General features: G+C 68.2%; 13 protein-coding genes. 2 read left to right on the top strand and 11 right to left on the bottom strand.

Going from position 1 to position 17,235, the window contains the following annotated elements; genetic code table 11:
* Window positions 1-80: 80 nt before the first annotated feature.
* Window positions 81-1,412, bottom strand: coding sequence for an aspartate kinase (locus tag NW198_RS09200; RefSeq protein ID WP_258340886.1), 1,332 nt, complete (start codon window positions 1,410-1,412; stop codon window positions 81-83).
* Window positions 1,413-1,533: 121 nt separating this feature from the next.
* Window positions 1,534-2,655 (bottom strand): homoserine dehydrogenase, encoded by a 1,122-nt coding sequence (locus NW198_RS09195; protein ID WP_258340885.1) that lies wholly within the window; start codon window positions 2,653-2,655, stop codon window positions 1,534-1,536.
* Window positions 2,656-2,766: 111 nt separating this feature from the next.
* Here NW198_RS09195 and thrC point away from each other — a divergent pair, with 111 nt between their 5' ends.
* Window positions 2,767-4,251, top strand: a complete 1,485-nt coding sequence (gene thrC / locus NW198_RS09190; RefSeq protein ID WP_258340884.1) for a threonine synthase — start codon at window positions 2,767-2,769, stop codon at window positions 4,249-4,251.
* Window positions 4,248-5,159, top strand: a complete 912-nt coding sequence (gene thrB, locus NW198_RS09185; protein ID WP_258340883.1) for a homoserine kinase — start codon at window positions 4,248-4,250, stop codon at window positions 5,157-5,159. Before thrC ends, thrB begins: the two co-directional genes overlap by 4 nt.
* A gap of 268 nt (window positions 5,160-5,427) precedes the next feature.
* Here thrB and NW198_RS09180 read toward each other — a convergent pair whose 3' ends face one another.
* The 9 genes from NW198_RS09180 to argS form a co-directional block, all read right to left on the bottom strand.
* Window positions 5,428-6,135 (bottom strand): ABC transporter ATP-binding protein, encoded by a 708-nt coding sequence (locus NW198_RS09180; RefSeq protein ID WP_087316403.1) that lies wholly within the window; start codon window positions 6,133-6,135, stop codon window positions 5,428-5,430.
* Between the two features lies 1 nt (window position 6,136).
* Window positions 6,137-7,006: an ABC transporter ATP-binding protein gene (locus NW198_RS09175; protein ID WP_258340880.1), complete on the bottom strand. Its 870-nt coding sequence runs from the start codon at window positions 7,004-7,006 to the stop codon at window positions 6,137-6,139.
* Window positions 6,999-8,156, bottom strand: a complete 1,158-nt coding sequence (locus tag NW198_RS09170) for a branched-chain amino acid ABC transporter permease (protein ID WP_375378036.1) — start codon at window positions 8,154-8,156, stop codon at window positions 6,999-7,001. The genes NW198_RS09175 and NW198_RS09170 overlap by 8 nt, the downstream gene beginning before the upstream one ends.
* 11 nt (window positions 8,157-8,167) lie before the next feature.
* Window positions 8,168-9,040: a branched-chain amino acid ABC transporter permease gene (locus NW198_RS09165; protein ID WP_258340878.1), complete on the bottom strand. Its 873-nt coding sequence runs from the start codon at window positions 9,038-9,040 to the stop codon at window positions 8,168-8,170.
* 100 nt (window positions 9,041-9,140) lie between these two features.
* Entirely contained in the window at window positions 9,141-10,343 is a 1,203-nt protein-coding gene (locus NW198_RS09160; protein WP_258340877.1) for an ABC transporter substrate-binding protein, read from the bottom strand.
* Window positions 10,344-10,679: 336 nt separating this feature from the next.
* The gene (locus NW198_RS09155) at window positions 10,680-11,864 is read right to left on the bottom strand and encodes a hypothetical protein (RefSeq protein ID WP_258340875.1); all 1,185 of its coding nucleotides are present in this window, start codon (window positions 11,862-11,864) and stop codon (window positions 10,680-10,682) included.
* Between the two features lie 253 nt (window positions 11,865-12,117).
* On the bottom strand, window positions 12,118-14,016 hold the full coding sequence (gene rho / locus NW198_RS09150) for a transcription termination factor Rho (RefSeq protein WP_258340873.1): 1,899 nt from the start codon (window positions 14,014-14,016) through the stop codon (window positions 12,118-12,120).
* A gap of 179 nt (window positions 14,017-14,195) precedes the next feature.
* Window positions 14,196-14,876 (bottom strand): MarR family transcriptional regulator, encoded by a 681-nt coding sequence (locus tag NW198_RS09145; protein ID WP_258340872.1) that lies wholly within the window; start codon window positions 14,874-14,876, stop codon window positions 14,196-14,198.
* 142 nt (window positions 14,877-15,018) lie between these two features.
* Window positions 15,019-16,863 (bottom strand): arginine--tRNA ligase, encoded by a 1,845-nt coding sequence (argS, locus tag NW198_RS09140; RefSeq protein ID WP_087316418.1) that lies wholly within the window; start codon window positions 16,861-16,863, stop codon window positions 15,019-15,021.
* Window positions 16,864-17,235: the final 372 nt, after the last annotated feature.

The raw sequence follows: 17,235 nt of genomic DNA, 5'->3' as shown, positions 1-17,235 counted from the left end.
TCCGCCCTGGGGCGGCCTGTTAATTGGGGACTGTCCCCAATTTACATATGCGAATTGGGGACTGTCCCCAATTAACAGAATCAGCTGGCGGTGACCATCTCGTCGCGGACGAAGCGGTCGTAGATCACCTGGATGGCGCGCTCGAAGTCGTCGTTGTTGACGCCCATGATGATCGAGATCTCCTGAGAGCTCTGGGTGATCATGCGGATGTTGACGCCCGCGTCGCCGAGCGCCCCGAAGATCTTTCCGGAGGTGCCCGAGCGCTTGGACATGTTGCGGCCGACGACGGAGATCAGCGCGAGCTTGTCCACCATCGTGATGTCGTCGGGCTCGAGCTCGCGGCGGATGTCGGTCACGATCGAGTAGATGGAGTCGCGCACGTCGGCGCCGTTGACCACCACGGAGAACGAGTCGACGCCCGTGGGGATGTGCTCCACCGAGATGCCGTAGCGCTCGAAGACGGAGAGCGCCCGCCGCACGAAGCCGACCTCGCCCGACATGTGAGCCTTCTTCACGTGCACGGAGATGAAGTCGCGCTTGCCGGCGATGCCGGTGATGAGGTGCTCGTCCTCGCCGATGCGCGCCTTCTCGCGGATGATCGTGCCCTCGTCCTGGGGACGGTTGGTGTTCTTGATCTGGATGGGGATGTTGACCTCGCGCACCGGGAAGATGGCCTCCTCCTGGAGGACCGACGCCCCCATGTAGGAGAGCTCGCGCATCTCGTCGAAGGTGATGCGGCGGATCGAGCGCGGGTGCTCGACGATGCGCGGGTCGGCGGAGAGGAAGCCGGACACGTCGGTCCAGTTCTCATAGAGGCCGGCGTCGATGCAGCGGGCGAGGATGGCGCCCGTGATGTCGCCGCCGCCGCGCTGGAAGAGCTTGATCTGGCCGTCGACGGTCGCGCCGTAGAAGCCGGGGAGCACGAAGGAGCCCTGGCGCACCATCACGTCCTTGAGGCGAGACGCGGTGCGCTCCATGTCGACCTCGCCGTTGTGGTGGAAGACCATGACGTCGGCGGCGTCCACGAAGGGCATGCCGAGATACTCGGCCATGAGGTGGGCGGTGAACCACTCGCCGCGCGCGACGACGTACTCGGGCGAGTGCTTCTTGATGTTCTTGGCGAAGAGCTCGAACTTCTCGTGGACGGGCCACTTGAGCCCGAGCTCCTCGGCGATGTCGAGGAAGCGCTGCTCGATGTCGGCGAGAAGCGACGTGCAGTCGACGTGATACTGTACGTGCGCGTTCACGAGCAGCAGAAGGTCGGTGATCTTGTTGTCGGCCGAGAAGCGCTTGCCCGCCGCGGACACCACGACGAAGCGGCGGTCGGGGTCGGCCTCGACGATGGCCTTGACCTTGCGGAACTGCTCCGCCGAGGCGACCGAGGAGCCGCCGAACTTTGCGATCTTGATCATGCGAGAAATCCTTCCTGAGGGCAAGCTGTCAAGGTTGACAATGTAACCTGACGTCATTGTCAAGGTTGACAATGTAACCTGACGTCATTGTCAAGGTTGACAATGTAACCTGACGTCATTGTCAACTAAGGGCCGCCATGAACGTGGTGGGGTCGGACTCGAGCGCCTGGTCGAGAAGGGCGCGCGCCGCCTCGGCGGTGAGCCCGCGCACGAGCACGGCGCCCTCGGCGTAGGACTCGCCGCCGACCTGCGCCGCGGTGCGGTAGACGTAGTCGGCGCGCAGGAGCGACGGCTCGTAGGCCAGGCCGCGGGAGAAGTCGTAGACGGGCCGGCGGGCGCCCGTGGCGCAGTCGAGCACGTCCTGGACGATCGCGTTGCCGGTGGGGAGGCTGCCCGCCCCCTGGCCGTAGAACTTGAGCTCGCCCACCGTCGTGGCGTCGAGCGTCACGAGGTTGAAGTTCGAGGGGACGTTGGCCTCGAGCGAGTCGGTCGCCACGGCGACCGGCTCAACGGCGGCCGCGTAGCCGCCGTCGCGAGACACCCCGCGGCCGAGGAGCTTGACCGTGCGGCCGTGAGTGGCGAACAGCTCGAGGTCGGAGAGGCGCAGGTTGCGGATGCCCGTCGCGGGGAGGTTCTTCTCGCACGCGACGTCAAAGGCCACGGAGGCCGTGATGATGGTCTTGTTGAGGACGTCGATGCCGTCGACGTCGGCCGAGGGGTCGCGCTCGGCGTAGCCGAGCTCCTGGGCGCGCGCGAGCACCTCGTCGAAGTCGGCGCCGTCACGGCGCATGGCGTCGACGATGTAGTTGGTCGTGCCGTTCATGATGCCCATGAACGACGTGACCTCGTCGACGCGGCGCGCCTTCTCGATGCCGGCGATCCAGGGGATGCCGCCGCCCACGGAGGCCTCGATGTAAAGCCCCGCGCCCGCGACCTGCGCGGCGGCCGCGAACTCGGAGAGGTGCGCGGCGACGACGGCCTTGTTGGAGGTGACCACGTGCTTGCCCGCCGCGAGCGCCGCCATGAGATAGGTGTGCGCGGGCTCGACGCCGCCCATGCACTCGACGACGAGCTCGACGTCGGGGTCGGAGACGATGTCCTCGAAGCTCGAGGTCATGCGGGGGTCGCTCAGGCGGTCGGGCAGCTCGAGGATGCGGGAGACCTCGACCTGAGGCACGCGCGAGGAGATGATCTCGTCCACGCCGCGGCCGACCGTGCCGTAGCCGAGAAGGGCGATCTTCATGTGCGTCCAATCTTTCGAGTCTGTGTCAGGCAACCGCGGACGGGCGGCCTGCGGCTATCATACTTGCATCGAGGGGGACAAGAGCCCCTGGGCCCGACGCAAGGAGCAACCGTGACCACGTTCTACCACAGCACGCGCTCGGCTGATGATTCCGTAACAAGCAAGCAAGCAATTCTCACCGGCATCGCACCGGACGGCGGCCTCTACGTGAGCGACGGGCTCGGCGAGAAGACCCTGGACCTCGCGGGCGTGTGCGCGCAGGGCTTCCACGACACCGCGCGCCTCGTGCTCGGCACGCTCCTTCCCGACTACGCGGCCGACGAGCTCGCCGGCTGCGTCGACGCGGCCTACGGCGCGCAGTGGGACTGCGAGGCGGTCTGCCCGCTCACCCCGCTCGGCACCGACTGGCTGCTCGAGCTCTACCACGGCCCCACCTGCGCCTTCAAGGACGTCGCGCTGCAGATGCTGCCCCGCCTCATGAGCGTGGCGCGCGCGGGCGACGGGCGCAAGATCATGATCGTCACCGCCACCTCCGGCGACACCGGCAAGGCGGCCCTCGACGGCTTCGCGGGCGTGGAGGGCACCGGCGTCACCGTCTTCTACCCCGACGGCAAGGTCTCCGACATCCAGCGCCTGCAGATGGTGACCCAGCTCGGGGGCAACGTGGCCGTGTGCGCGGTGCGCGGCACCTTCGACGACTGCCAGGGCGAGGTCAAGCGCATCTTCGCCGACCGCGCGCTCGCCGGCCGGCTCGCCGGGCGCGACGTGGTCCTCTCGAGCGCCAACTCCATCAACGTGGGCCGCCTCGCCCCGCAGGTCACCTACTACTTTGACTCCTACGCCCAGCTCGTGCGCCGGGGCGCCGTCGCGATGGGCGACGAGGTGACCTTCTGCGTCCCCACCGGCAACTTCGGCGACGTGCTCGCCGGCTACTACGCCAAGCGGCTGGGGCTGCCCGTGCGGCGCCTCGTCGTGGCGTCCAACGCCAACGACGTCCTCACGGACTTCCTCACCACCGGCACCTACGACCGCCGGCGTGACTTCCACAAGACGATCTCGCCCTCGATGGACATCCTCGTGTCCTCCAACCTCGAGCGCCTGCTCTACTTTGCCTCCGACGGAGACTGCGAGCTCGTGGCGTCGCTCATGGGCGAGCTCGCCGAGAAGGGCGCATACACCGTTCCCGCGGCCGTGATGGACGAGATCCGCTCGACCTTCTCGTGCGGCCGCGCCGACGACGAGGACACGCGCGAGACCATCCGCGACACCTGGCGCGAGCTCGACGTCCTCATCGACCCGCACACCGCCGTGGCAAAGCACGTGCTCGACTCCGTCCCCGCCGACGGCACCGAGCGCGTGTGCCTCTCCACCGCGAGCCCCTACAAGTTCTCCTCCGACGTCCTCGCCGCGCTCGGCGAGGTGACCGACGGCATGAACGGCTTCGCCTGCATGGACGCCCTCGAGCGACTGACGGGCACGACCGCCCCGACGCAGCTCTCGGGCCTGCGCGCCGGGGAGGTGCTCCACGACGACGTCTGTGACCGCGAGCGCATGGGCGCCTTCGTTGAGTCCGCCTGCGCGAGGGTGTTCCTGTGATCGGAGCGGACGGCCGCGAGCGGCCCATGGTCATCGTCCGCGTCCCGGCGACGAGCGCCAACGTCGGCGTGGGCTTCGACTGCCTGGGCATCGCGCTCGACCTCACGGCGACGTTTCTCATGACGCCCTCCGACCGTCTCGAGGTCGAAGGCTGCGAGCAGCGCTTTCGCGGCGAGGACAACCTCGTCTGGCAGAGCTACCTCGACGCCTGCGAGCGCCTGGGCACGCAGGCGCGGCCGCTCCACATCACGATCCTCTCGCCCATCCCGCTCTCGGGCGGCCTCGGCTCGAGCTCGGCCTGCGTCATCGCCGGCATCGGGGCCGCCATGGCGCTCTCGCCCGAGGGCTTCGACCGCGCCCGGGCGCTCGAGCTCGCCGTGGCCATCGAGGGGCACCCCGACAACGTGGCGCCCGCCCTTCTCGGCGGTCTTGTGAGCTCGTTTGTGGACGAGCGGGGGCAGACCACCTCGACGCGCATGGGCGTCGCGGGCAACCTGCGCTTCGTCGCCGTGGCGCCCCCTTACGAGGTGCGCACCGCCGAGGCGCGTCGGGTCCTGCCGACCGAGGTGACGCGCGAGACGGCCGTGTGGCAGATGGGCCGCTGCGTGGCCGTGGTCCGGGCGCTTGAGCTCGGCGACGCGGCGCTGCTCGCAGCCGCCTGCCACGACCGGCTCCACGAGCCCTACCGAGCCAAGCTCATCCCCGACTACGAGCCGCTGCGCGAGGCGGCCCTCGCCGCGGGAGCCTGCGCGTACATGATCTCGGGCTCCGGCTCCACGATGCTTGCCGTCGCCGACGGCGACGAGACGGCCGCGCGGGTCGCCGACGCCCTGCGCGCCGAGCGACCCGACTTCTGGCTGCAGACCCTTCCGGCCAACACCCTGGGCACCACCGTCGAGGTGCACTAGCGAGGTCCTTCTCGCCCAACCCGTTGTTTTCCGCACCCAATCAATCGACGTGCGGATTCCGGACGATTTCAGCTGCCAGACCGTCCGGTTCTCGCACCCATTCAACCAACGTGCGGATTCCGGACGGTTTGTGCTCGTAAAGCGTCCGATAGCCGCACCTTAACCGGGACAAGAGAGGCGGCGGGCCCGGGAGGGTGGCCCGCCGCCTGAGACGAGGGCGACGGCGAGCCGCCGCCCAGGTACACGATGTTTGACGCCCGCGGCTCCCCTACCCGCCGAGATAGGCCTTGCGGACGTCGTCGTCGACGAGAAGTTCGGCGCCCGTGCCGGTCTTCTTGATCGTTCCGATCTCGAGGACGTAGGCGCGGTCCGCCACGGAGAGCGCCATGTTGGCGTTCTGCTCCACGAGAAGAATCGTGGTTCCCGCGGCGTTGAGCTGCTTGACGATGTCGAAGATCTCCTGGACCAGGATCGGCGCGAGGCCCATGGAGGGCTCGTCGAGCATGAGCAGGCGCGGCTTGCTCATGAGGGCGCGGCCCATCGCGAGCATCTGCTGCTCGCCGCCGGAGAGGGTGCCCGCAACCTGGTTGCGACGCTCCTTGAGGCGCGGGAAGTGCGCGTAGACCTTCTCGAGCGTCTCGCGGTTCTCGGCGTCGGAGCGGGTGTAGCCGCCCATCTCGAGATTCTCGGCGACGCTCATCTGCGTGAACACGCGCCTGCCCTCGGGGCACAGCGCAAGCCCGCGCTGGACGACCTTGTGGGCGTGCAGCCCGACGATCGACTGGCCCTCGAGCTCGATCGAGCCGCTCTCGGGCTTGATCAGCCCCGCGACGGTGTTGAGCGTCGTGGACTTGCCGGCGCCGTTGGCGCCGATGAGCGTGACGATCTCGCCCTCGTTGATGTCAAACGAGATGCCGCGGACCGCCTTGATGGCACCGTAGGAGACGTGCAGGTCGCGCACGGAGAGAAGCGCCATGTTACTTCACCTCCTGCTTGCCGAGATACGCCTCGATGACGCGCGGGTCGTTCTGGATCTGCTCGGGCGTGCCCTTGGCGATGATCTTGCCGTAGTCCAGCACGCCCACGACCTCACAGACGCCCATGACGAGCGACATGTCGTGCTCGATGAGCAGGATGGCGATCTTGAGCTCGTCGCGGATCTTCTGGATGTTCTCCATGAGCTCCTCGGTCTCGGCCGGGTTCATGCCGGCCGCGGGCTCGTCGAGCAGCAGCACCTTGGGGCCGGTGGCCAGCGCGCGCAGGATCTCGAGGCGGCGCTGGGCGCCGTACGGGAGGTTGCCCGCCTGCGTGTCCGCGAACTTGCGCATGTCGAAGATGTCGAGCAGCTCGAGCGCCCGATCGCGGAACTCGGCCTCCTGCCTCCAATGGCCCGGCAGGCGCAGCATGTCGGTGATCAGGTGCGTCCTCATGGTGTTGCCAAAGCCCACGAGCACGTTCTCCTCGACCGTCATCTTGGAGAAGAGGCGGATGTTCTGGAACGTGCGCGCGATGCCCATACGGTTGACCTCGGCGACGGACTTGCCGGCCGTGTCGTAGCCGTCGATGAGCACGGTGCCGCGCGTCGGCTTGTAGACGTTTGTCAGCAGGTTGAAGATCGTGGTCTTGCCGGCGCCGTTGGGGCCGATCAGGCCGGAGATCTCCGTGCGACCCATGGCGATGTTGAAGTCGTCCACGGCGGTGAGGCCGCCGAAGTCGATGCCCAGGTGCTCGGCCTGCAGCACCGGGATGGTGCCGAGGTCGCGCTCGGGGATGAGGTTGGGGGTCTCGACCTGGACGAGGACCGGGCGGCGCTTCTTCGCGCCCCTCTCGTTCTTCTCGCTAGGCATCGGCGCTCACCTCCTTCGCGGCAGGCTCGTCCTTCTCGGCGCGACGCGCCGTCGGGAAGTCGCGGTTCATGACGCGCTCGATGATGCGAGAGAGCGAGAAGTCATAGGAACCGAGAAGACCCTGGGGACGGAAGATCATCACGAGGATGAGGACGATGGCGTAGGCGATCATGCGGTACTCGGAGAAGGCGCGCAGCGCCTCGGGCAGGATCGTGAGCACGGTGGCGGAGAGCGCTGAGCCGAGCATCGATCCCATGCCGCCGAGAACCACCATGACGAGGATCTCGATGGACTTCATGAAGCCGAAGACGGCGGGCTGCAGGACGCCGACGCACCCGGCATAGAGGCCGCCCGCGACGCCGGCGAAAAACGCCGACACGACGAAGGCGAGTGTCTTGTAATAGGTGGTGTTGACGCCCGAGGCCTCGGCCGCGATCTCGTTGTCGCGGATGGCCAGGATGGCGCGGCCGTGGCGGGACTTCATCATCGTGTGCGTGAGGAAGCACACCACCGCGACGCAGCCAAAGACGAGCAGGAAGCTCGAGTAGCCGGGGATGCCCGTGAGGCCCGCGGCGCCGCCCGTGAGGTCAAAGCCCACGACGTCGTCGATGTTGAGCATGACCACGCGGATGATCTCGGCGAAGGCGAGCGTGATGATGGCGAGGTAGTCGCCCTTGAGGCGAAGCGCCGGGATGCCGATGACGATGCCGGCGACGGCGGCGCAGACGCCACCGACCACCAGGCCGCCGAATACGAGGACGAGCGCCATTGGCGTGCCGGTCACGAAGTCGCGGGCGCCGACGCCGAGGGCCTCGCTCATGCGGATGATGAAGATCGAGCAGCCGTAGGCGCCCATCGACATGAAGCCCGCGTGGCCGAGCGGCAGCTGGCCCAGGTAGCCCGTGGCGATGTTGAGCGAGACGGCGAGGATGACGTAGATGCCCACCTGCTCGAGCACCGTGGACTGATAGCGGTTGATGGCCCCGCCGTCGATCATGAGCTCGCCCAAGACGAGAAGGACGAGAACGACCACGGCGTTGATGGCGTAGCGGACCGGCATCGGAAGCGTCTTGCGCGCCGCGCCCTCGCGGCGCGGGCCGCCCCCGGCGGAGATGATGGGGCGCTTCTCGGTCATGACCTCTTCTTCCATGATTGCACCCCCTAGACCTTCTCGTTCATCGTGCGGCCGAAGATGCCGGTCGGGCGCACGACGAGGACGATGATGAGCAGGAGGAAGACCACGGCGTCCTTCCACACGGAGAGGCCGATGGCGGTAACGAAGACCTCGGCAAAGCCCACGAGCAGGCCGCCCACCACGGCGCCGGGAATCGACCCGATGCCGCCGAGGACCGCGGCCACGAAGGCCTTGGTGCCGAGCATCATGCCCATGGTCGGGTTGGCCTGGGTGTAGGCCATCGCGTAGAGCACCGCACCGATGCCGGCGAGCGCGGAGCCCACGGCAAAGGTGAACGAGATCGTGGTGTTGACGTTGATGCCCATGAGGCGCGCGGCGCCCATGTCCTCGGACACGGCGCGCATGGCCTTGCCGAGCTTGGTCTTCTGGACCACCACGGTGAGCGCCACGGTTGCCACGGCCGTCACCAGGACGGTAAGGATGGACGGGAACGAGAGGCTGAGCCCGCCGAGCTGCACGGTGGTGAGCTCGGTGTAGGCCGGGACCACCTTGGCGTCGGCGCCAAAGACGAGCTGCGCGCCGTTCTCGAGGAAGTACGAGACGCCGATGGCCGTGATGAGGATCGAGAGCCTCGGCGCGTTTCTCAGCGGCGCGTATGCCACCTTGTCGATGAGCACGCCCATGAGCGTGCACGCCGCGACCGAAAGGATGATCGCGAGCACGGGATGAAGCCCCAGCTGGGCCATGACCAGCCACGACACGTACGCGCCCACCATGATGATGTCGCCGTGGGCGAAGTTGAGCAGCAAGATGATGCCGTACACCATCGTGTAGCCCAGGGCCACGAGCGCGTAGATGCTGCCGAGCTGCAGGCCGTTGAGCACCTGCGTGAAGAACAAGGGAGAACTCCTCTCAGGGATAGCGCGCACGGAGCGCGCCTAGCAAAAGCGGGGCATCGGGCGAACCCGATGCCCCGAGACGAGGCGAGAATGCGAGCGACTAAGCCTCGAGCACCTCGAAGGTCTCCTCGGTGCCGTCCTCGGCGAAGGTGATGATCAGCGAGGACTTGATCGGGTCGCCGGTGCCCTCGTAGGAGATGGAGCCCGTGACGCCCTCGACGGTGCCGGAGGCGATGCCGTCGATCACGGCCTGCTTGTAGTCCTCGGAGCCGGGCTCGAGGCCGGCCTCCTCGGCGGCGGCGAGGCCGTTTGCGAGCACCATGGCGGCGTCATAGCCAAGCGCGCAGAAGTTCGTGGGGGTTTCGTTGTACTCGGCCTCATAGTCCTCGATGAACTGCGCGGCGACCTCGGAGTCGTTGGAGGAGCTGAACGCGCAGCAGTAGTAGCAGTCGTGGAGGTCGGCGGCGTCGGCGTAGTTCTCGGAGCCGCCGTAGATGCCGGACCAGCCGTCGACGCCAAGGAAGACCTTGTCGTAACCCTGGGCGCGAGCCTGGGTAACAATCATGCCGTCGTCCTGGTAATAGTTGGGAACGAGGATGGCGTCGGGGTTGGTGTTGATGATGTTGGTGAGCTGCGTGTTGAAGTCGACGTCGCCCTCGGAGTAGGACTCCTGGGCGGTGATGGTGATGCCCTTGGCCTCGGCCTCCTCGACGAAGGCGTCGTTCACGCCCTCGGAGTAGTCGGAGCCGTTGAGGTAGAGCGTGGCGACGTTCTTGTAACCCTGCTCCGCGGCGAAGTTGGCCATGACGCGGCCCTGCTCCGGGTCGGTCACGCAGGCGCGGAAGTAGTTGGAGCCGTAGGTGACGACGTCGGCCGCGGTGGCGGACGGGGTCACGCAGGGCATGTTGTCGGCAACGGAGGCCTGGGCCACGGCGATCGTGGGGCCGGTGGTGACGTCGCCGACGATGCCGGTCACGCCGTCCTCCTGGACGAGGCGGTTGTAGGCGTTGACAGCCTCGGTGGCGTCGCCCTTCTCGTCATAGACGACCGGCTCGACCTGCTTGCCGTTGACGCCGCCGTCCTCGTTGAGCTGCTTGAAGTAGAGCTGGGCGCCGTTCAGGCAGGCGAGGCCGTACGAAGAGTTGTCGCCGGTGTGCGGGCCCATGATGCCGACCTTGATGGAGCCGGAGGCGTCGCCGCCCTCGCCGGAGTCGCTGCTGCCGTTGCAGCCCGCGAGGCCGAGAAGGGCCACACTCGCGGCGGAGACCTGCAGGAAGTTGCGCCTAGAAACGTTCTCGAACATGTCTTTCTCCTCCCGTCGCTTCTTTCTGAAGCAAAAAGCGTGGGGCTACCGTACGCCGACGTTCTGCTTTCATTGGTGATGTGGAGGATTTGTTAACCGAGCCGTGACGCTGCTAACACGTCCGAAACAATGCCACGCGCACATGTTTCTTGATCGCAAGGCGACTTGTTTCAGATAGGTTAACTCCACACCTGGCATGATCTCAGGAAATAAATTATGGGGACTCGAATAGCCGTTAATGTTGAAGTTGCGATAAGAACCACCAGGTATGGCGTCTTAGCAAAAAGACGCGGCGACCCCGTGGGGCCGCCGCGCCGAGTCGCGTGCGAGAAGCCCTTAGCCCTGGGCCGCCATCGGGACGGCGAAGTGCTTGGCAACGTGCTCGGAGGCCTCCTCGTTGTCAAGGTCGAGGCGCTTGGAGGAGGAGGTGCCCCCCTCGAGCACGCGCAGGAAGCGGTTGTAGCTGCGCCGGGCAACGGGAGAGGAGCTCTTGGCGAACTCGTCCTCGATGAGGTAGTCGACGTAGGACTCCGTGTCGACGACCTCGGGGTGCCCCGCGGGGGTCTTGAAGGGGATGAACGACGTCTGGAGCTCGAGGTTGTCGGGCTCGTCGAGGGTGTCGACGCCACCGACGAGGTCCACGAAGGGCGTAGGGATCTGCGAGGCGGACTCGATGGCGATCCGCTCGTCGAGCGAGCGCAGCGCGAGGTCCCACTCGTCGGACTGGTTGAGGTCGTCGACGGTGCGGCGCTCGGGATAGGCGCCCTCGTCGATGCGCGCGACGCGCATCGAGATGCCCCCGGCCCTCGGTGCGGGGGCGAGAAGGGCGGCGGTGGCGCCGGTGAAGTCGGAGGGGATGGCGAGCGCGTCAGAGTCGTCGGCAAAGCCCGAGTCGGCGATGATCGTCTGCTCCCCCACCGCGCGCTTCCACCATGCGGTGCCGACGTCGCCGACAGACCCGTCGGCCCGCTCGATCACGGGGACGCCGTCCATCATGTTCGAGCCGAGGCGCTCCCTTAGGGTCGCCGCCACGCCCTCTGCGCGGCGCGCCATGCGCGCGCGGAACGTCGCACGGCGGGCGTAGTTCTCGGCGATGTCCTCGTAGTCGCTCGCGGCGTGGCTGGGAGCGGGCTCAGAGACGGCGGGAGCCTCGTCCTTCTCTGCGGCGACGGGCGCGTCGACGCGCAGATGGCGCGGACGATACCCGGACGGCTCCTCGCCCGCGGCCTCCTGCACGACAAGCGGCTCGGACGCGGCCGTCGGGTCGGTCTGGTCCTGGGACGCCTCTGCGGTGCAGCGCGCGCGGCGACGCGAGACGAGCGCGGCGGAGCCAACGACGATGCCGGTGAGCAGCGCCCCGCCTGCGAGTCCGGCGGCAAACGCGACGGACGGCGAGACGAACGCCCCGTCAAGGGCGGCGATGGCGTCTGTGAGGGAGAGGGCGGCCGCGGGGGCTGGGGCGCCCAGCGCGAGGCTGCCGACAAGGCCTGCGTATACGGCGGCGTTTCTTCTAACGCCCATGTGCTCCCGCTCCCCCCAAGATGGGAAGACGAGACGAGCTGCAAACCTATGGTCCCCGCCCTTCTGGGGCGGGCGCGACGTCAACGGTTTGGGCTGCGTTTCATCTTCGTGTACCGTGACTGGCCCGCAATGCGGACAAACAAGAATATAACCATTTCACCAGCGGGAGCGCAAGTAAGGAAACGACGTTTGAGTGCGTCGTTTAGGGTTGCGCGAAGGCGCCCGCGCGCATGGGCGCGGGCGCGCCCGCCGGCTACCCGACGTAGCCGGACTGGGCAGCCTTCTTTGCGCTCTTGATGAGGAACTCGCTGTTGGACTCGGTCTCCTTGAGGCCGCGCACGAGGGCGTTCGCCGCGCGCTCGATGTTGTTCATGTTCGCGAGGATGCGGCGGATGCCCCAGACGAGCGGCTGATACTCGGGCTCGATGAGCAGGTCCTCGTTGCGCGTTCCCGAGGAGACGGGGTCGATGGCCGGGAAGATGCGCTTGTCGGCGAGGTCGCGGTCGAGCTTGAGCTCCATGTTGCCGGTGCCCTTGAACTCCTCGAAGATGACCTCGTCCATCTTGGATCCCGTGTCGACGAGCGCCGAGGCGATGATCGTGAGCGAGCCGCCGTTCTCGATGTTGCGCGCGGCGCCGAGGAACTTCTTGGGCGGGTAGAGCGCCGCGGAGTCGACGCCGCCGGAGAGGATGCGCCCGCTCGCGGGCTGCGCCAGGTTGTAGGCGCGCGCGAGGCGCGTGATGGAGTCGAGGACCACCACGACGTCCTCCCCCATCTCGACGAGGCGCTTGGCGTGCTCGATCACGAGCTCGGAGACGTGGGTGTGGTTGTCCGCGGGCATGTCGAAGGTCGAGGCCACGACCTCGCCCTTGATGGAGCGCTCCATGTCGGTGACCTCCTCCGGGCGCTCGTCGACGAGCAGGCAGAAGAGATGGACCTCGGGGTTGTTCGCGGCGATGGACTGGCAGATCTTCTTGAGGACCGTCGTCTTGCCGGCCTTGGGCGGGGACACGATAAGCCCGCGCTGGCCCTTGCCGATCGGCGAGACGAGGTCGATGGCACGGCCGGTGATGGAGTCGCGGCCGCACTCCATGACGAGGCGCTCGTTGGGGAAGACCGGGGTCAGGTCGCGGAAGCGCGGGCGCGACCTCATGGCCTCGGGAGGCATGCCGTTGACCGAGGTAACGCGCTGAAGCGGCGGGTACTTGCTGTTGGATCGGCCGGGGCCGACGGTGCCCGCCACGCGGTCGCCCGGGCGAAGGCCCAGCGAGCGGATGAGCTGCTGATGGACGAAGGCGTCGTCATCGCCCTCCATGTAGTTGCCGGTCCTCACCCAGCCGTAGCCCTCGTTGCCGATCTCGAGGATGCCCTCGACCGGGCGGAAGCCCTCGGCGCGGGCCGCGGCCTCGTAGACCGCCTCGACGAGCTCGGGCTTGCGGACGCCCACGTACTCGACGCCGAGCTCGGCCGCCTTGGAGCGCAGCTCGGCCACCTTCATGGCGGCGAGCTCCTCGCGCGTGAGGGAGGGCTCGGCGGCCTCCTGCTGGCGACGGTTGCGCCGGCGACCCTGGCCCTGACCGCCCTTCCGACGGTCGGGGAAGCCGGCCTCGGCGCCGCCCTTACCGTTGGCGTGATCGGCGCCGTTGCCGTGACGGCGCTTGCGGCCGGGGCGCGCGTCCTCCTCGCGGGCGGGGGGCTCGGACTCGGAGGGGGCCTCGGCGACCTCCGGCGCGGGCGCGGAGGCCGGGGCCTCGGCGGCGGGGACGGCCGTCACCTCGGAGCGCGCCTCGGCGTCGGCGGCCTCCTGCTTCCTCGGCCTGCCCCTCCTGCGCTTGGGCTGCGCGACGGGGGCGTCAGCGGCGCGCTCGGGGCCCTCCAGGACGCTCGCCTCGGCGGCGGGGGCGACGGTCTGCGCCTTGGCGGCGACGGTCTCGGCGGCCTCGGACTCGCTCTTCTTGGGCCTGCCGCGACGGCGCTTGGGAGGCCAGGGCTCGCCGGCTGCCTCCGCGGCCGCCTTCGCGGCGGCCTCGGCCGCGCGGGCGGCCTCCATCTCGGCCTTGGTCCTGCGACGGCGGCGAGGCTTGGGCTGCGCGGCCTCGGCGCCGGGCTCGACCTGCGCGGACCCGGAAACGGGAGTCTCGGCTTCCGACATATGTCAACCTCTCTTGCTGATGGGCGGCGACACATGCAGAAGGTCGCCTCGCCCGTGGCGAAAAGTGTTCGCGCTATGACAGTTGGTGGGGACGCGCGCGACGGGCGACAGAGCACGCCGACGTCTCACGCATCCTGAGCAGTATACCAGAGCGCGGTCCTTCTCGCCACGCAGAGGAGCTACGCCCGCGAGGAGCGCAGCTTCCGGCGGACGACGATCCCCTCGATGCTCTCCTCGAGCTCCTCGGCGGCCTTGGCGCCCCGGGCCGTCAAGGAGACGCTCGTCGTGCGCAGGCTCGAGACGCCGCGGTCGCGCGTGACGTAGCCGGCCTCGGCGAGCGCCGCGACCGACATCGAGACCGTGGGCTGAAGCAGGCCGAGGGCGTCGACGAGCTGCATGACGGTCAGCGGGCCGCCGCCCGCCGCCCTGAGGCCGAGAAGCACGATGTCGCCGGCCTGGCAGAAGAACGACCCCATGGCGTCAACGTAGCGGCAGATGCGCTCGGGCGAGGTCCTCCCGAGCGAACGGCCGCTCGGGATGCGGGAGCAGGTGAGCTCCGAGAGCTCTCGGACGCGCCGCGCGCCGAGCTCGGAGATGGAGCAGACGACGTTGCGACGGTCGCGCTCCCCCTCGACGCGGTCGATGAGCCCGAGGCGCGCGAGGTGGTTGGTGCGATGGGTCATCGTGGGCCTGAGCGCTCCCTGATAGTCGGCTATCGCAGAGGTCTTCATCGGCTCGTTGGAGATGAGCAGGCGGCAGAGGATGGCAAACTCCTCGAACGTCAGGCGATCGTCGGGCGTCTGGTCCTGCCTGACGATGTTGTATGCCCTTCTGACGGACATATACTCCCTGAGGTCCACGCATCAACCTCCCCCGCGTCGTGACAAGCGGCGGACGTCAACGTCGCCCGCGCAGGCGCCAGTATACCCCCTTTGACCGCCCGCGACCCAAAACGTGACATCAAAGTTAACGGGCGACCGGTCACGACCGGTCGCCCGCCGCCTACATGCTCTGGGGGGCGCTCACGCCGATGAGCTCGAGGGTGAGCGCGAGCACGCGCCGCGTCGCGTCGACGGCCGCCAGGCGCGCGTGGGAGAGCGCGTCGTCGAGCGGGCGGCCCTTGCCGGGGAGGACCTGGCAGGCGGCGTAGAAGGAGTGGAACTCCGCCGCGAGCTCCTCCGCGTAGTGCGTGAGGCGGAAGGGCGCCCGGTCGCGCGCGCAGCTCTCGACGAGCCCCGGGAGCTCGGAGAGCTTGCGGGCGAGGGCCGCCTCGGCGGGCTGGGTGAGAAGCCCCAGGTCGTAGCCGTCGCCCACCGCGCGGCGCGCGACCTCGTCCATGCCCAGCCCCGCGGCCTCCTCGAGGGTCACGTCGGCGCCTCGGCGCAGGATGGAGCAGATGCGCGCATGCGCGTACTGCACGTAGTAGACCGGGTTGGTGTTGTCCTGCTTCTTCACGCGCTCGATGTCGAAGTCGATCATCTGGTTGGAGGACTTCGAGATGAGCGTGTAGCGCGTGGCGTCGGCGCCCACCTCGGCGAGCAGCTCGTCAAAGGTGACCATCGTGCCCTTGCGCTTGGACATGCGCACGGGGTTGCCGTCGCGCAGCAGGTTCACGAGCTGGCCGAGAAGGACCTCGAACTGCGTGGGGTAGCCGAGCGCCTCGCAGGCGGACTGGACGCGCTGGATGTAGCCGTGGTGGTCGGCGCCCCAGATGTCGATCACGTGGTCGACGCGCTGGAACTTGTTCCAGTGGTAGGCGACGTCGGAGGCGAAGTAGGTGTACTCGCCGTTGGTCTTGATGAGCACGCGGTCCTTGTCGTCCCCAAAGGTCGTCGAGCGGAACCACAGCGCGCCCGCCTCGTCGTGATAGAGGTGGCCGAGCTCGCCCAGGGCCGAGAGGGCGCGGTCGACGGCGGAGGTGCCGGACGCGTCCTTCTCGTAGAGGCTGCGCTCGGAGAACCAAACGTCGAAGTCGCAGCGAGCCTCGTGGCAGGTCTGGCGGATGGAGTCGAGCATCCAGCGGTAGCCGCGCTCGCGGAACTCAGCCATGCGCTCGTCCTCGGGGACGCCCGCCCAGCGGTCGCCGTCCTCGCGCACGAAGCGGCAGGCGATGTCGACGATGTAGTCTCCGCCGTAGGCGTTGCCGCCGAGGGCCTCGTTGAAGGCGTCGGTGAGCGGGTGGGTCTCGGGGCGGGAGTCGTCCTCGTCGGCGACGTAGGCCTCGCGGTCGGCGAGAAGCGCCGCGCGGGCGGCGTCGAGGTCCTTCTCGCCCTGGGCCATCACGTCGAGGAGCTGGCGGTAGCGCATCGAGACGGAGTGGCCGAAGACGTCCATCTGGGAGCCGTGGTCGTTGATGTAGTACTCGCGCTGGACCTCGTAGCCGGCGTGCTCGAGCACGCGGCACAGCGAGTCGCCCAGCGCCGCCCAGCGGCCGTGGCCGATGTGCAGCGGCCCCACGGGGTTGGCCGAGACAAACTCCACCTGGACCTTGGTCCCCGCGCCCAGCTGCGAGCGGGCATAGTCGCGACCCTGCTCGCGCACGGTGCGGAAGACCTCGTTGGCCGATGCCGCGGCGAGGTAGAAGTTGATGAAGCCGGGGCCGGCCACCTCGACGCGCTCGACGGACGCGTCCTCGGCGATGTGAGAGACGATCGCCTCGGCGATCTGGCGCGGGGCGCGGCGGGCGAGCTTGGCGGAGCGCATCGCGACCGTCGAGCTCCAGTCGCCGTTGGCCGAGTCGGCGGGCCGCTCGAAGCCGAGCTCGGTCACCTCGAACTCCGGGAGCTCCCCGGACTGTTGGGCGGCGGCGATGGCGGCTCGAACGAGCTCCTCGATCTTCTCGGGCATGGGTTCTCCCCCGTGACTTGGGATTGTTCGCAACTTTTTGAGTGTAGCAGAGGCGCGACGCATCAGGAGACGTCCTCGAGCGGCACGAGCACAAATCCGCATTTGCGTGCTCGTGGGCTTCCACGCACTCGACGACGTCCGCCGGGACCGTGCCCGCACTTCTCGCCCGGCGCATCCGGTGCGGGCCGGGGCGCACTCGATCCGCGCACTTGGCAGCGTTCGCCGAGAAGGGCCGCGCACTCGATGCGTCACGAGCCCAAATCCGCCCGCACTTGATGAACGCACTCACGAGTGCGGGCAAGGCGCGCCGTCCTTCTCGACATTCTGGGGCGCAATCTCCGTGCGAGAAGGACGCGGGCGGCAGCGGTTAGT

The sequence above is a fragment of the Thermophilibacter sp. ET337 genome (assembly GCF_024733715.1).
GTDB lineage: Bacteria > Actinomycetota > Coriobacteriia > Coriobacteriales > Atopobiaceae > Thermophilibacter.
Note: the sequence above shows the minus strand (reverse complement) of the source record. Positions and strands in the feature narration are given on the sequence as shown.

Excerpts from the sequence above, each read along its gene's own strand:
- NW198_RS09200 (WP_258340886.1), bottom strand. The coding sequence starts at position 1,412 with ATGATCAAGATCGCAAAGTTCGGCGGCTCCTCGGTCGCCTCGGCGGAG.
- NW198_RS09195 (WP_258340885.1), bottom strand. The coding sequence starts at position 2,655 with ATGAAGATCGCCCTTCTCGGCTACGGCACGGTCGGCCGCGGCGTGGAC.
- NW198_RS09180 (WP_087316403.1), bottom strand. The coding sequence starts at position 6,135 with ATGGCGCTTCTCTCCGTGCGCGACCTGCACGTCTCCTACGGTGCCATC.
- NW198_RS09175 (WP_258340880.1), bottom strand. The coding sequence starts at position 7,006 with ATGCCTAGCGAGAAGAACGAGAGGGGCGCGAAGAAGCGCCGCCCGGTC.
- NW198_RS09170 (WP_375378036.1), bottom strand. The coding sequence starts at position 8,156 with ATGGAAGAAGAGGTCATGACCGAGAAGCGCCCCATCATCTCCGCCGGG.
- NW198_RS09160 (WP_258340877.1), bottom strand. The coding sequence starts at position 10,343 with ATGTTCGAGAACGTTTCTAGGCGCAACTTCCTGCAGGTCTCCGCCGCG.
- NW198_RS09155 (WP_258340875.1), bottom strand. The coding sequence starts at position 11,864 with ATGGGCGTTAGAAGAAACGCCGCCGTATACGCAGGCCTTGTCGGCAGC.
- rho (WP_258340873.1), bottom strand. The coding sequence starts at position 14,016 with ATGTCGGAAGCCGAGACTCCCGTTTCCGGGTCCGCGCAGGTCGAGCCC.
- argS (WP_087316418.1), bottom strand. The coding sequence starts at position 16,863 with ATGCCCGAGAAGATCGAGGAGCTCGTTCGAGCCGCCATCGCCGCCGCC.